General features: G+C 70.7%; 13 protein-coding genes and 1 tRNA gene. 5 read left to right on the plus strand and 9 right to left on the minus strand.

The annotated features are described in order from the left end of the window. Window positions 1–283: 283 nt before the first annotated feature. Both FHU30_RS40910 and FHU30_RS40915 read right to left on the minus strand, forming a co-directional pair. Window positions 284–1,114 carry a hypothetical protein gene (locus FHU30_RS40910; protein WP_253883099.1) on the minus strand — a complete coding sequence of 277 codons (831 nt, stop codon included), beginning with the start codon at window positions 1,112–1,114 and terminating at the stop codon, window positions 284–286. Between the two features lie 142 nt (window positions 1,115–1,256). Continuing rightward, window positions 1,257–2,579, minus strand: coding sequence for a M20/M25/M40 family metallo-hydrolase (locus tag FHU30_RS40915; RefSeq protein WP_253883100.1), 1,323 nt, complete (start codon window positions 2,577–2,579; stop codon window positions 1,257–1,259). Between the two features lie 112 nt (window positions 2,580–2,691). On the opposite strand from FHU30_RS40915, the gene FHU30_RS40920 reads away from it, so the two are divergent. Further along, a tRNA-Leu gene (locus FHU30_RS40920) sits at window positions 2,692–2,777 on the plus strand. On the opposite strand, the gene FHU30_RS40925 is transcribed toward FHU30_RS40920, so the two are convergent. From FHU30_RS40925 to FHU30_RS40955, 7 genes are all read right to left on the minus strand, one after another. Then, on the minus strand, window positions 2,759–4,417 hold the full coding sequence (locus FHU30_RS40925; RefSeq protein ID WP_253883101.1) for a recombinase family protein: 1,659 nt from the start codon (window positions 4,415–4,417) through the stop codon (window positions 2,759–2,761). The genes FHU30_RS40920 and FHU30_RS40925 overlap by 19 nt on opposite strands. A gap of 94 nt (window positions 4,418–4,511) precedes the next feature. Further along, a complete protein-coding gene (locus tag FHU30_RS40930; protein WP_253883102.1) occupies window positions 4,512–5,309 on the minus strand; it encodes a hypothetical protein in 798 nt (265 codons plus the stop codon). After that, window positions 5,306–5,833, minus strand: coding sequence for a hypothetical protein (locus FHU30_RS40935; protein WP_253883103.1), 528 nt, complete (start codon window positions 5,831–5,833; stop codon window positions 5,306–5,308). The genes FHU30_RS40930 and FHU30_RS40935 overlap by 4 nt, the downstream gene beginning before the upstream one ends. A gap of 88 nt (window positions 5,834–5,921) precedes the next feature. Beyond that, window positions 5,922–6,554 (minus strand): serine integrase family protein, encoded by a 633-nt coding sequence (locus FHU30_RS40940; protein ID WP_253883104.1) that lies wholly within the window; start codon window positions 6,552–6,554, stop codon window positions 5,922–5,924. Window positions 6,555–6,685: 131 nt separating this feature from the next. Further along, complete coding sequence (locus FHU30_RS40945; protein WP_253883105.1) at window positions 6,686–7,219, minus strand: recombinase family protein; 534 nt, start codon at window positions 7,217–7,219, stop codon at window positions 6,686–6,688. Window positions 7,220–7,888: 669 nt separating this feature from the next. After that, a complete protein-coding gene (locus tag FHU30_RS40950) occupies window positions 7,889–8,824 on the minus strand; it encodes a TRM11 family SAM-dependent methyltransferase (protein WP_253883106.1) in 936 nt (311 codons plus the stop codon). Beyond that, entirely contained in the window at window positions 8,821–9,684 is an 864-nt protein-coding gene (locus FHU30_RS40955; protein WP_253883107.1) for a hypothetical protein, read from the minus strand. Before FHU30_RS40955 ends, FHU30_RS40950 begins: the two co-directional genes overlap by 4 nt. Before the next feature lie 676 nt (window positions 9,685–10,360). On the opposite strand from FHU30_RS40955, the gene FHU30_RS40960 reads away from it, so the two are divergent. From FHU30_RS40960 to FHU30_RS40975, 4 genes are all read left to right on the plus strand, one after another. Continuing rightward, entirely contained in the window at window positions 10,361–11,179 is an 819-nt protein-coding gene (locus FHU30_RS40960; RefSeq protein WP_253883108.1) for a sigma-70 family RNA polymerase sigma factor, read from the plus strand. 202 nt (window positions 11,180–11,381) lie between these two features. Next, complete coding sequence (locus FHU30_RS40965; protein ID WP_253883109.1) at window positions 11,382–11,918, plus strand: pilin; 537 nt, start codon at window positions 11,382–11,384, stop codon at window positions 11,916–11,918. After that, window positions 11,915–13,807, plus strand: a complete 1,893-nt coding sequence (locus tag FHU30_RS40970) for a hypothetical protein (RefSeq protein WP_253883110.1) — start codon at window positions 11,915–11,917, stop codon at window positions 13,805–13,807. The genes FHU30_RS40965 and FHU30_RS40970 overlap by 4 nt, the downstream gene beginning before the upstream one ends. Window positions 13,808–13,821: 14 nt before the next feature. Further along, window positions 13,822–14,799, plus strand: coding sequence for a PrgI family protein (locus FHU30_RS40975; RefSeq protein ID WP_253883111.1), 978 nt, complete (start codon window positions 13,822–13,824; stop codon window positions 14,797–14,799). Window positions 14,800–14,824 lie beyond the last annotated feature (25 nt).

The raw sequence follows: 14,824 nt of genomic DNA on the forward strand, positions 1-14,824 counted from the left end.
CGATCGGGTCCGGCAGCCCGCCGGGAGGACGGGGCCGGGGGACGGAACGCGTCCGCGCCTGCCAGGAGGCCGCGTCCGCGCCTGCCAGGTGGGCAGGGGTGCGGAGCGTCCGTCCGGACGGACGAGCGTTCGGTCTCGCTGGGGATCTGCCGAGCGGCGGTTTCCGGGCAGGCTCACGCCCGCGCCGGGCACGCATCGCTCGATCGGGGGATGACGCGCCGCCTGGGGCGGTCACGTCCCGGCGCGCCCCGAGCCGCTCGGGTGCCGCGCCGGAGCAGGGTGATCAGTCGGGCGCGACCGCCGGCTCGCCTGCCGCGCCCCGGACGGCCGGGGGCGCTTCGCCCGCGGCGCGGACGAGCACGGCCTTCGGGCGGCGCGGCGTCCACACGCGGCGCAGGAACACGCCGCCGAACCCGCCGAACAGGACCGGTCCGGGCACGGGGGCCAGCGACCCGGCCTGCGCCGGAGCGGGAGCCGGGGCCGGTGCGACGGGCGCGTGCGGCGCGCGCCGGACCGTCCGGGCGACGTTGCGTCCGGCATGCCCGGCGGACGCGCGGCCCGCCCGGTGCGTGATGATCCGCGCGGCGCGAGCGCCCTTCCGGACCGTCCGGACGGGACGGTCCGGAGAGACGCCCGCGTTCGGGCGGGAGGTGACCGGCGCACCGCCCTCGGCCACGGGGCCGCCGGGGGTGGTCTGGCCGCCGCGCGCGTCCGGCGGACCGGACGGGCGCGGCACCGGGACGTTCAGCACGGGGTGGCCGGGCAGCGGGACGAGCGCCCCGCCGCGCGGCATCGCGGCGAACGCGGTGGGGACCGGAGCCCGCTCCCCGAGCGCCGCCGACGTGTCCCGGACGATGCCGCGCGGCGTTCCGCCCGCCGGCAGCAGGGCCGGATGCGCCGGGCCCGCGACCGCGGGGACGGCCGTGTCGGCGAACGCCTGAGCGGTTCCGCCGATCAGCCAGCCCGCGACGACGAGCCCGGCGAGGACGAGGAGCCGGCGAACCGCCCGATGCGCCAGCAGCCGCCGCACCGCCCGGTGCGCCGGCACTCGCCGTGCGAGCACGCGGCACGGGACGGCGGTGGCCGCCGTCGTCCGCGCCGGGCTGTGCACCACGGGCTCCTCCTGCCGAAGTCACCTCGCCCGCCGGGACCGGCGGGCGACGTCAAGAACGGGTCAAGCCGTTCTCTACGGATGGTGACCGTAGCACCACGGAGCGCGCGGACGGAAGCAATTCCGCGCCCTTCGAATGAAATTCTCAGGAGCGATCAAGGAAATCGTCGAGGACCCGCACGCCGAAGCGCAGACCGTCCACCGGAACGCGCTCGTCGACCCCATGGAACATTCCGGAAAAGTCCAATTCCGGGGGGAGCTGGAGCGGCGCGAACCCGAAGCAGCGCATGCCGAGCCGGGCGAACGCCTTGGCGTCCGTCCCGCCGCTCAGGCAGTACGGGACGGGCAGCGCGCCCGGGTCCTCCGAGGTCAGCGCGGCCTCCATGGCCGCGACGAGCGCGCCCTCGTACTCGGTCTCCACGGCATGGTCGTGATGCACGAATTCGCGGCGGACGTCCGGTCCGAGCAATTCGTCCACGGTGTCGAAGAAGTCCGCCTCATAGCCGGGCAGGAACCGCCCGTCCACCTGAGCGCTCGCGCTCTGCGGAATGACATTCGTCTTATATCCGGCATCCAACCGGGTCGGGTTCAGCGTGTGCCGCAGCGTCGCGCCGATCATCCGCGCCAGCGGCCCGATCTCCTTCAGGGCCGCCTCCGGGTTCTCCGGGTCGAACTCCACCCCGTACGCCAGGCACGCCCGCTCCAGGAACGCCCGGACGGTCTTGGTGAGCTGGATGGGGAACTCGTGCCGCCCGAGCCGTCCGACCGCCTCCGCCAGAGCCGTCACGGCGTTGTCCGGATGCACCATCGACCCGTGCCCGGCCGTCCCCTCGGCGGTGAGCCGCATCCACGCGATGCCCTTCTCCGCCGTCTCGATCAGGTACATCCGCTTGTCGCCGGGGACGGTCAGCGAGAACCCGCCCACCTCGCCCACGGCCTCGGTGCACCCCGCGAACAGCTCCGGGTGCTCCTTGACCAGCCACTGGGCCCCCCACGTCCCGCCGGCCTCCTCGTCTGCCAGGAACGCCAGCACCACGTCCCGCGGCGGCCGCCGCCCCTCCCGCAGCCGCTGCCGGACGACCGCGAGCATCATCGCGTCCATGTCCTTCATGTCCACGGCCCCGCGGCCCCAGACGCACCCGTCCGCGATCTCCCCGCCGAACGGGTCGTGCGTCCAGTCCTCCGCGCGCGCCGGGACCACGTCCAGGTGCCCGTGCAGCAGCAGCGCGTCCCGCGACCGGTCCTCGCCCTCGATCCGCGCCACCACGCTCGCCCGCTTCGGGTGCGACTCGAACACCTGGGGCCGCAGCCCGACCTCCTCCAGCAGCCCGACGACGTACTCCGCCGCGACCCGCTCCCCCGGCCCCGAGTGATCACCCGGATTGCTGGTGTCGATCCGGATCAGCTCCTGGCAGATCCGGACGACCTCGTCCTCCGCGCCCTGCAACCCCACGACACCGACCTCCATCCGTCCTCGCGCCTACCCGCCCATGGTGCCGCGTCGATCGACTTCGCCGCGACTCCCGACCTTTGGTACAGTGAAGCCCGCCGCCGCAGCCGCGAGCTGCGGCCCTGCACCGGTCCGGGTGGCGGAATAGGCAGACGCGCTAGCTTGAGGTGCTAGTGCCCTTTACGGGGCATGGGGGTTCAAGTCCCCCCTCGGACACGTACCGCTCGCACATGTGGGGGTTCGGGAATCACCCGGGCCTCCACTAGTTGCTTTTGAGGGTAGTACGTCATCGTGAGGCCGAGCTCCTTGTACAGGTCGGCTTTGTCGGCGGGTTCAGCCTCGCCGAGCATCTGTACCAAGTCTCCGCAGCGTCCCAGCAGGGTTGCGATCTCCTCCCTTTCGATGCTTCCGGTCTGAGGCGTTGCACGGAGTTGCCCCTCTAGCCGAGCCTGTTTCGCTTTGGTCTCGTTGATCCAGGCCGTGACCTCTTCGGCGTCGGCTCCGGCGTCCAAGGCGGCGCGGTAGGTCTTGAGTTTCCGATCACATTCGGCGATGTCCTTACGTACCGCAGCGGCCGCGTGGGCTCCCGAATCGTTGACGGCGCTCACCATTGCCGCGATGGTGGTCTCGATTCGCGCCGGCGAGAAGACGGTGGCGAGCCAGCCGTCGACCTCCTGGGCGATCTCAGCCTCGCGGAGGTAGACGACCTTGGGGTGGTCGATCTCGTTGACCAGCGCGTACTCAGCCCGGATGCGGCAGCGGTAGTACGCCTGGTCGTTGTTCCAGTTGCCCTGCATCTTGCGGTTGCAGTACCCGCACTTCAGGCGTCCGCGGTAGCAGTAGGGGCGACGGGTCTGTTTCGGCTTCTGCTGGTAGCTGCCGCGGGCCCGTTTGGCGAACTCGGCCTGCACTCGTTCGAAGTCGCTGATGCTGACCAGTGGTTCGTGTGCCCCCCGGTCGGACCAGACCCAGCTGCCCTTGTCGTTCCAACGCATCTTGGTCATGGTGCCGAGCGCGACGTCTTCGATGTCGATGAGGACCTCGTCCTTGCGCTGCCTGTTCCACACCTGACGGCCGGTATAGCGGGGGTTGGTGAGGATCGTCCTGACCGCCGACTTGGACCAGGCGCGCTGGTGACGGTGGCTGTTGCGCAGGGGGTCGCTGGCCGAGGGGGAGAGGATTTCCTGGCGGGTGAGCTCCTCGGCGATGCTGTGTATCCCCATGCCATGAAGGAACTGGGCGAAGATCCACTTCACGACCAGGGAATGGACCGGATGCGGGCGAAGCCGCTTGAGCCGCTTGCCATCGGCGGCCTTGGCCGGATTGGGGTGCGGGCCGACATCCTCCAACTCATACCCGTACGGGGGCCGCCCTCCCAGATAGCGCCCCTCGGTCGCGGCGATCGCAGCCATGGCCGCGCGGACGCGGACCTTGATCCGGTTGCGCTCGCCCTTGGACAGCCCGCCGAAGACACTCATGATCATGTCGTGGGCCTCGTTGGCGGGGTCGATCGGACCACCGACCTCGGGCACCCACAACGGCACGCCGAAGTGCTCGAACAGCGGGATCGTCAGGCCGTACTGGTTACCGTAGAAAGCGCGATGCGGCTCCCCGATCACCACCGCGTCGAAACCTCGGGCACTGTCCCTCAGCTCGTCGAGCAATGCTGTGGCGTGCGGCCGACGCGTCCACGGGATCGAGCGGGATTTATCGACGTCGAAATACTCGGCGACGATCTTCCCCCCGCGCGGCTCGATCAGCCGGTTCGCCTGGCGCAGTTGCCATGCGCGGGAGGCCTTGGGGTCCTGATTGTCCTCTGTTGATACTCGGCCGTAGAACGCGAACTTCGTGGTCAAGGTCGCTCCTATCGTTGTGCTGGTGGGTCCTCCGACCACGCCGACGGGATGGAAGCCTCGGCGTGGTCGGAGGGCGGGTGCGGTGGTCCGGCGGCTACTTCCAGACCGAGGTGGTGTCCCAGCGGTCGATGTTCTGGTCGGGGCGTTCGCGCATGTAGATCGCGTCGGTGAGCTGGAACTCGTCCTGTCCAGGCAGGTCCCACGAGCGGGGACCATGCGCCATCCAGACCTGGATCCGGCCGGTGTCGACCTTGAGCTCGTCACCGTGGTCGCCGACCGCGAGGGTCGGCAGGGCGTCCAGGGTGGGTCGGTCGATGACGGTGAGGTTGACGGTGCGGCCGGACGGGAGCGTGACCCGGTAGTCGTCGTCGGGGTTCAGGCCCAAGGCGAACGCGGTCAGGAGTCGTTCGGCGAGCCACTGCTGGGGGCATTCGCCGAGGTGGCAGTGACGTTCCAGGTAGTCGTCCCAGTAGTGCACCTCCCAGAGCCGATCGGGCGTGGCCTGGTTGCGGGCGAGGAATCCGGCGTAGGTGCCGTCCACGTACAGCCGTGCGATGTCGCCGCTGCGGTCCCAGGTCAGGTGCGGGATCTCCAGGACGGTGACCGGGTCGCCTTCCCGGAACGCCGCCGGGTTGGGGAAAGTCCTGCTCGTGCCGTTGCCGCAGGTGAAGCAGATGGTGGCGCGGCGGTTGAGGTCCTGGTCGGCGTGTTCGTTCAGCCGGTCGATGCCACCGACCCGGTAGGCGTTGCCGTGATCGTCGCGGAACACGATCAGGTCGCCGAGGTTCACCTGGTCGGTCGGGCGGGTCACTTCGCGGGCGCCCAGCGGCCGGTCGTCGCCCCACACGGCGGGCGGGGTCAGGTACCGGCTCCGGTTGATCTTCCGGTTCACGCCCGGCCCCCCTTCATCGCCGTCGTGGGGGTGGTGAGGAGGGCGGGGTTGGGTTCGGGGACGCCGAGTTTGACCTTCAGCCACAGGATGTGTTCGGGGTTGCGGGGGTCGAGCGGGCCGCCGATGTCGGCGCTCCACAGCTGCTTGCCCTGGCAGGCCAGCAGCATCACCACATCCCACACCGGCGTCGCGGCGAACGCGCCACGGGCGACGGTGCAGACCGCGACCGCGTCGAGGGTGTCGGCGGCCAGGTCGGTCAGCAGCTTTTTGGCCAGCAGGCGCTGCCCCCACGGGCCGGGCCTGGCATGGTCCTCGCTGCTGATGTCCTCCAGGTAGGTGTCGACCATCCTCCCGTGCGCAGCGGCGATCATCTTCTCGACGGCTGCGGTGTTCTGTTCGTTCCAGTGATCGACAGGTATCTGCCGCCGCAGGTAGGAGACGGGGCGGTAGAACCCGAACCGCAGCCCCTGCGAGGCGGGGCCGTCGCCGGACATCTGGGCGTCGAAACCATGTGAGCCAGTCATGCCGATGCTCCTTTGAATGTGGGGCCGAGGCCCGGGCCGCGCCGGTGGTTGAGGCGTTCCGGCGCGACCGGGCGAGCGGTGACGGGGGTTACTCGTCGCGGTCGCGGCGCAGGAGCCGCTGCAGGTCAGCGAGGCGGGCCGGGCCTGAGAGGGGCCGCTCGCGGGCGGTGCCGGGGAGCGGGATGCCGATGAGGATCCGCATCAGCAGCGCATCGACCTCATCGGTCGGGTCGAGGGGGCCGTTGATGTCGGGGATCCACAGCCGCTTGCCGTAGTGGTCCAGGAACGCCACCACCTCCCACAGGTGCGTGGCGCCGAAGGTGCGGCCGTCCAGGGCGCCCACGACCACCGCGTCGAACTCGTCCCGGCGCAGCGCCTCGATCAGCGCCCGCGCCTGCGGCCCCTTGCCCCACGGCAACCGGGACAGCGGCGGGACACCATGCACCCAGGCGGCCGGGCCGCTGTCGAAGAACTCGGCCACGATCTGCCCGCCGACCGACCGGACGACATCGCGGGCGGCCGCGAGCTGCTGGCTCTTGCGCGCCGGGGCGAAGGCGGGGCTGCCGTAGGCCCGGCCGTAGAAGGCGAATCGCGGCGGGGTGTTGGAGTTGTCGGGCTCTGCCGTGGGCCGGGTCGTCCAGTTGGGCCGGACGCCCTGCTCGGGCTGGTCGGTGTTGCGGGCGGTGTCGCGGGGACCGTGTGGGCGGTCGTCGCTTCGCACGGCGGGCTGGGTCAGACAGCGTCTGCGGTTGTGCTGTTTGGTCACGGGTTTCGCCTCCTTGGGCAGGTCACTGGTAACGGCGCGGCACCTCGCGCGCGGGCTGCGCGTGACGGGCCGAGGCAGCGTGCGGGTCAAAAGCAGATGCGCAGGAACAGGGCGTGGACCGGGTTGGCGAGGTCGATCGGCCCCAGGCGCGGGGCCCATAGGCCGATGTCGTGGCCGCGCAGGATCTTGGTCAGTTCGGCCACTTCGCCGGGGCGGAAGGACGCGGACTCCAGGTCGATCACGACCGCGTCGATCAGGCCGGTCGGGGCCAGGTGCCGCAGCAGGTAGGTCAGCCCTGGACGGTGGCGGAGGATGTCGGCGGCCTTGCGGGTGTCGGTGAACTCGGCCACCAGGTGCGCTCCGCTCCGGCGCACCATGTCCATCACGTTGGTCTTCTGCTGCTCCAGATGCTGCTGCGGGTTGTGCGCCCCGATGCCCGCGAAGTCGATCAGGTGCTCGTAGGTGACCCCGTAGAACGCGACCTTCACCGGCGCGGATCCGGCGGTGTTGAGCGGGGCGAGGCTGCTCGGGTCGGTGGCGTCGATCAGTTCGTCCCGGCGGTGTCGGGACTGTCGGGCGGGCGGGTCGGGCTGTTCGGGATCGGGTCGGCTGGCGTGCATCCGAGACTCCTTGGTGAGGGTGGGTTGGCTGCCTGGCGCAGGATTCGCAGCAGGGCGCGGGCCGCGCCGGGGGTGAGCCGAGGCGGCTCGTCCGGCGTGACCAGGCGCAACCTGCTGCCGGGTTCGGTCACCTACGGCCCGCACAGCCCGCTGGGCTGGGCGTGGCGTCCCGGTCGGGGCCGGACGCGTACGCGCCCTCGCGCTCGTGCGCGTGGGGACAGCGGTCGACGACGGCGGCCGGATCCTGCGTGGAACCGGGTGGCCGTCCGGGGTGTCGCGGCGGTTGGTGGTGACCACGGGTGGATGCACGCTCGGCTTCCCGATCAAGGGCAAGCCCGGCCCGGCAGGTGGCCGACTCTGTCGGAGTGGCCAGCGGCCGGGCTGGGCTCTTGTCGGTGCCAAGGGACGGGCTGGCCGTGATCGGTGCTGCGGGCGATGGCGGGCGCACGTAGCTGGTCAGGTGCCAGGCATCTCCGCATCGGTAAGCGCGCAGGCGTCTTCCGGGCGCTGCGATTCGGGCGGCGCGGCGGGCCTGTCGGCGGGTGCGGTAGCAGGCCCATCCGCACTGGCTGCAGGGGCCCGCCTGCAGCTCAGCCAGCAGTTCCAGCGTTCGATCCAGTCCGGCCTGTACAGGTAGGCGGCTGTGCATGGGAATGGTCAGGCGCTGGTTCATCGGCGGTCCCCGTCCTGCTCGACCGTGCCTGCGCTGCCCGCAGCAGGGCTCAGGTCGGTAGCGCGGCTGAAGATCAGGAGGTCCTCATGTGCTGGGGTGCAGGCCGGGAGGCCGCGCCTGCGGGCGCGGCGGGTCTCCAGGATCTGGAAGAACGAGGCGCGGGTGACCAGTCCCCCATCGCGGAGGGCAGCCAGCAGCACGGCTCGCCGGTCGATCAGGGCCAGCCCGTGTTCCTCGGCGACCTCGATCACCCGGCCGGGCAGATCGATCAGAGCGCCCTGGCTGCGGAACGGACGGACGGTGACCGCAACACTCCCGCCCGGCTTCAGCATCGAGGCGGACGCGTCGAGGATGGCCCCGAAGCCGGCCAGCAGGCCTTGCAGGGGTTGGCGGGCGAGGTTGGGGCTGCGGCGCTCGTGGGTGTAGCGGAAGTGGTACTTCTCGACCTTCCCGCCGACGTTGGGACTGTCGGGACGCACATGCCCATGGGTCGATGCCCCGTAAGGCGGGGACGTCAGGACCAGCGCGACCCGGCCCCGGTGGTCGGGGAACATCGAGGCGATGGCGCGGCCGTCCGCGCAGACCACGCGACCGGTAGCGGTGGCGCCCTGCGACCGGGCCAGCAACAGGTTCCCACGCGTGAGCTGGGTGAAGGAGCCCTCGACCTCGGTGCCGATCGCGTCACGGCCCAGATGGATCGCCTCGACCAGGCTCGTGCCGATCCCGCACATCGGATCGGCCACCACATCACCGGCCCGGGTATAGGCGGAGATGACGTGCCGAGCGATCGCGGGTAGCATCTTGCCCGGATGCCGCATCGACGCCGGGGTGTAGCGGCCCTGCCGCTGATCCCGTGACATCTGCTGCCCGGTGGCCACCACCGACGCGTACGGCTGCTGCACAGGGTTCTGCTCCGTCGGCTGGCGCTTCATCGGCCGTCACCGTCCTGGCCGCCTTCGTTTTTGTGCGGTTCGGTGGTGCTCTCGGGCTTGGTGAACAGGCAGAGATCAGCGTGGATGCTCACGCGTGGGTGTGACGCGCCCGAGCCGGTGTCACGGAGCTGTCCGACCTCGCCGGGATGGCACTGCACGGCCAGCGCATCGCCCTCGATCGGCACGCGCAGCGCGATCACGTGCTGGGTGTAGACAAAGCCCATCCGCGACGCGCGGGCGATGATCTGGGGAGCCGGGTCGTGCAGCCGCCCGTCGCCGCGACGGCATGCAGCGGTGATGATGGCCAAGGTCCCGCCGGGCCTGAGGGTCCGCCACGCCCCGGACAGGAACCCGGTGAGCTGCTGGCGCTCCAGCATCCACAGGTCCGCGCGGCATGCCGGGCATTCGTGCTGCCCGACGACCTTGGGGCGACGTCCTCCGACTTCGTGGGCGGGCGGTGCGGCTATGACCAGGGCGGCGGCACCTGCCGAGTCGGCCAGGCCCAGGTGCATCTGGTCGGGCCTGGTCGGCCGCATCTCGACCCACGTCAGCGCGTCGGGCGCGTGGCGGGCGCGCAGTCGGGTCCCGATGTGCTGGGCCAGCGGGAAGTGCGGCACCAGGGCCACCCCCCATCGGCGCTCGTCCACGGCGGCGCTGAGTACTGCGTCGCTGCTGGTGAACGCCTCCACCACCAGGTCGTTGGGTTCGGTGCAGTTGGTGATCAGATGGCGGGCGAGCTGGTGTCCGACGGCCTGCTGGTGCGCGATGCATAGCTCGCTGTTGGCCGGACGGGTTTCGTTGGTCTTGCCTCTGGCCGTATCGGCTGGATCGTCGGTGTCGGAGCAGAGCCAGACGGTCATCGGTACCAGGCGGCGAGCCTGGGTTCCGACGCGTCCGCCTCGGCCTCGCTCGTGCGGGTTGGGTGGTGTGCTGTTCATTGCTGGGTGACCCAAGGCGGCCACCCGATCCCCGTGCACTATGTAGAAGGGGTCGTCGCACCCCTGATTCGCCAGGTGGAAAGGTAAAGACTCTTCTCACCATCCGCTCCGACACCGACGGCAGGCACGTTTCCGCAGGTCAACAGGGAAATAAGCGGTTCATGAGCGGCTAGGGAAAGGAGTGGGAACCTCTCGGGCTCGCTGTGAGCCGCGCAAGGATCCGCTCCGACATCGCCACGGGAGGCACTCTGCCGACCAGGATCACGGCCGCAGAGTCAGGGGTGAATTGTCGGAGTTACGGCCTGCCCTTGAAGGTGAACGACCCGCGACACGTAGTTTGAGCGAGCGTTTACCCCTTCCCATCTCCTTCCCGAGCCGCAAGTGCCGTGACCAGGGGAAACGCGCCGTGGAGCCACTTGGCGCCGGCTTTGGCTCACTGGCCGCCACCTGCGCGTTTCCGCAGGTCACAGGGGCTTTGAGCGAACGGCAAGCTAACGGGTAGTTCTTGCCTTCTTCCCAGGTTCCGCTCAGGTTCCGCTCACGGCGTGCTCCACCTCTATTGGCGTCCCATTCGGCTTCGCCCGCTCGGAGGCACGCCATGTCCACGCCCACGTTCTCGTTCACCGGTGACGCCCTGGTCGCTGTCGAGTCCGCCTACTCCGCCCTGATCACTGGCCCTGCCCTGCTGAGCATCGACGGCGCGGCGCTCGGCTGCGGTCTGCCCGCCCGCCCGATCGCGCTGCCGGAGGCGGCGGGATGGATGTACGACAACGCCAAAGGCCCGACCGCCAGCCCGGCGATCCGCGATGTGATCTGGCGGGAGCTGGTGTGTCGAGCGCGTACCGGCGACCCAGCCTGGGTCATCGCCTGTTACGGGGTGGCGCTTCCGGGGTTGAAGCGCACCGCCGCCCAAGCGGTGCGGACCCTGGACCCTGCCACGGCCGACGACGTCGTTTCGGAGATGGTGACCCGGTTCCTTGAGGCGCTCCACCAGATCGATCTGGAGCACCACAACGTCGGGTCCCGGCTGATCTGGCGGGCCCGCGAAGCCGCCCTCTACGCCCGCAAGCGACACACCCGCGACGAGCCCACCGACCCGCACACCCTCACGGACCCCCAGCAGGCGCGCCTCGTCGGCCCACTCAGCGCCGACACCGGGCTGGACCGCGACGCTGACCCGTTCGCAGCGCTGGCCGACGCGGTCGTCCTGGGCATCCTGACCCGGCACGAAGCCGACCTGATCACCGTCACCCGCCTTGGACGCACCCGCGTGAGCGAGCTGGCCCGCCGTCTGGGAGTGACGTCCAACACCCTGTACAAGCGGCGCAACCATGCCGAGGCACTCCTACGCGCCGCGATCACCGAAGGTCAAATTCCGGCAACGGATGGTGCCCGCGTGGCGAATCAGGGGTCCTGAGACCCCTTCTACAGGGTGAGAGCGCCGATGCGCGGGCCGGACACGGCCACCGCAAGGGGCGGACGGTCACCCGGTCCCCACCGCACTTCACCGTCACGCCGGTCCCTCGAAGGAGGACACCCGCAGCCCCGGCCCCGGCCCGTGCCGCGCTCTCCCGCACGACCCGTCAGCTCCAGCCGCGTCCCGCCACGGGAGATCCCATATGTCCGAGCACCACCCACACCGCCGAACCAGCCATTGCTCGAACCGTTCCGACTACCTCAATACCCGCCCCGGCCCCCGCCCGGCTTCTGACGAGGACGACCAGGCGCGCGACACCGCCGCCCGTTGCAGCGGCGCGTCCGTATCGTCCCGGAGCCCGCGCCAGGCCTTCGGCCGTCGGGGAGACCGTGCGGTGCCCAGCCTGGCGCGCCGGTTGGCCGCCTCCGCGCTGTGGACGGCCGGATGCCTGGGCGCGGCCCTGATGGTCCCCGGGGTGGCCGATGCCGCCACCAGCCTGGCCGAGGCGGCGTCGCTGGGGCAGGTCATCAGCAACCTGCGGACCGTCATCGTCGGGCTGCTGGTGGGGTTGGCGACGCTGTTCGCCACCATCGGCGGAGTCCGCTACATCTTGGCCGCCGGCGAGCCCGGCGAGGTCGAGGCCGCCAAGCGCTGCCTGCGCTACGCCGCCATCGGCTACTGCATTGCCGTGCTCGCACCGCTGCTGGTGCAGTTGCTCCAGCAGGTGGTGGGCGCGTGAGCCGCCCTACCCGGCGCTACGGGTCTCGCCCGGGGTTGGGGCACCGGCTGCTTCTGGCCGTTGCCGCTGCACTCGGCGCACTCGCGATCTCAGCCGGTCCCGCGGTCGCGAGCACCAGCCTGCGGGCCGCCCCGCAGGACGCGGTGGCATCGACGCCGATGCACGCCCTGACCGTGGCGAGTTCGCCGAAGCCGCCGGTCCCGATGCCTTCGCATCCGCCCTGGATTCAGGCTCCGGGTGGGAAGCCGGGAGCGCCGGTCACGCCCGAGCAGCCGATCCCGGCCCCCGGAACGGTGCCCGGCCCGGGGACCTGCGAGGGCAAGGTCAAGACCGCGCCGTGGGGAGCATCTAAGCCGTTCCTGTGCGAGATCGCGCCGGGCAAGTGGGTGCCGGTCACCCAGACCGAGATCGACAACCCCGACGACTCGGCCCCCGACCACTGGGATGTCGATCACTCCAAGCAGGACCACTGCGGGATGTTCGATCTGCCCTGTCAGGTACGCGGGGCGGTGACCGCCTGGTTCGGCGGGCTGGTGTCGTCGGCGATCGGTCCGACCTTCACCTTCCTTGGGGCCACGGTGTTCGCCACCCCGAGCATGAACGCGCCGTCCATGGACCGCGCCCGGCAGGTGTGGAACACCTCGCAGTGGATCGCCAACACCTGCTTCGTCCTTCTGATCACCACGGCCGGGGTGCTGCTGATCAGCGGCACGTCGCTGCCGCACGAGATCGGTGTCCGCGATGTCCTGCCGCGCGTCGTGTGGGGCTTCCTGGCGGCGAACCTGTCGCTGACCGCGATCGGCTACGGCATCGACTTCGCCAACGGACTGGCCAATGCGTTCCTGCAGGCTGGGGGCCGGCACATCGAGGTGCACCAGGCCGCCGAGGTGCTGGCCCGCACGATGGAGTCGGCCGCCAGGTCCACCTCCAGTTTCGTCACCATCATCGCGCTGGTCGCGGTGATCCTCGCCGGATGCGTGGCGTTCACCTACGTCACCCGCCTGGCCATCACGGTCACCTTGATCGCCGCCGCGCCGGTCGCGTTGATGTTCCACGCCCTGCCCTTCACCCAAGGGCTGGCGGTGCTGTGGTGGCGCGGGATCACCGGGATGCTCGCGATCCAGGTCTGCCAGTCGCTGGTGTTCGTCACCGCGGTGGAGGTGCTGCTGTCGTTCGACCCCGCACGGCCGCGCAACGACACCTTCTTCACCATCCCCACCAACGGGCAGGACTTCATCGACCTGCTGCTGATCATCGCGTTGATGTGGGTGCTGCTGCGGATCCCGTTCTGGGTGGCGCGGACCATCTGGAACCAGGCCCAGCCCCGCGGCCTCAACGGTTTCCTCAAGACGTTCGTGCTGTACCGGGCTGCCCGCTACTTCGTCCCCTCGGCGCGCGGCGGCCAGCACCGCCGGGCGTCGTCTCAGCCGCCGTCATCCCCGGGCGGAGGCTCGGGACAACCTCAGTCGAACTCCAAACCCAAGCGGCGTCGACAGCAGAACTGGACGGCTCAGCCCAAGCAGGTGCCCGTCCCCGGACAACCTCCGCCGCCGAACAACCCCGGAGCCGGGCCGCAAGCACGACCCGCGACGCAGACCCGGCCCGGGTCGACGCAGACCCGGCCCGGGCCAGGGCAGACACCTCCGCCCGGAGGGTCGGCCAAGGGGGCGCAGGACCCGCTTCCGCGACGCCCGTACCCCGTGTCGTTCCCGCTGCCGCAGCAGCCTGCGCGGCCGGTCAACATCCGATCCGGCCCACGCCCGACCTCGACAACGAGGCCTGCGCGCCCATACCGGCCGCTTCCGATGCCCCAAGCCCGGACCCGTCCGGTGCCACCGCGGCCCTTCCCGGTCTGGGTCGAATACCGACGTAACAGCAGGAGGTCATGATGCCGCGTCATCTAATGGACGCCGAGCCGCTGACCGCGCAGATCCCGGCCGACGTCAACCAACCCGACAAGATCATTTACGGTCTGACGGCTCGGCAGGTGGTGATCCTGGCGGGCACAGGGATGGGCTGCGCTCTGGGGTACTCGCTGCTGCACGCTCTGGTCCCCTTGCCGGTTCTGGTCGCGGCGCTGTTCCCAGTGCTGGCGTTCGGGGCCGTGCTGACGCTCGCGCGCCGGGACGGGATGAGCCTGGACCGCTTCGCCCTGGCTGCATTGCTGCACGCCCGCGGCGCCAAGCAGCTCATCCGCGCCGAAGGCCCGGCCCTGGCGCCTCCTGGATGGTGCCGGATGCGGGCGCAGCTCCCGGCGCCCCTACGGCTGCCGGTCCGTGCCGTCCGGCAGGACGGCGTCCTGGAGTTGGCCGCAAGCGGCGGGGTGGCGGCCGTAGTGCAGGCCGGAACGGTCTCGTTCGGGCTACGCACCACCAGCGAGCAGGCCGCGCTGGTCACCGCGTTCGGGCGATGGCTGAACTCGCTGGAGGTGCCCGTGCAGATCCTGCTGCACACCCGCCCTGTGGACCTGTCGGGCCTGGCCGAGCACATCACCCACGGCGCCCCGGGTCTGCCGGATCCCGCATTGGAGGAAGCCGCGCTGGATCACGCGGCCTACCTGCACCAGGTGAACGCCTCGGCCGACCTGCTGGCCCGCCAAGTACTGATCGTGATCCGCGACGGCACCGGCGCCGCCACGGGCGGCCTTCCCCGTGTCCTCGACAGAAAGCAGCACCTGGCACGGCAGCGCGGGGCGGCGGTCGTGCTGCGTCGCGCCGAGGAGACCGTCCGCGCCCTGGGCGCGCTGGGGATCACCGCGCGGGTGCTGGACGCCGACGGCTGCGCCCAGATGCTCGCCGAGGCCCTGTCGCCCGGTCAGGTCCCACTCGCCGGCCTCGCCCGTCCCGACGAAGTCATCACCGGTCTGGAGGAGTCGCGATGAGGTTCCCGTTCGCTGTCCACCGTCT

Source organism: Actinomadura rupiterrae (assembly GCF_024172125.1).
GTDB lineage: Bacteria > Actinomycetota > Actinomycetes > Streptosporangiales > Streptosporangiaceae > Spirillospora > Spirillospora rupiterrae.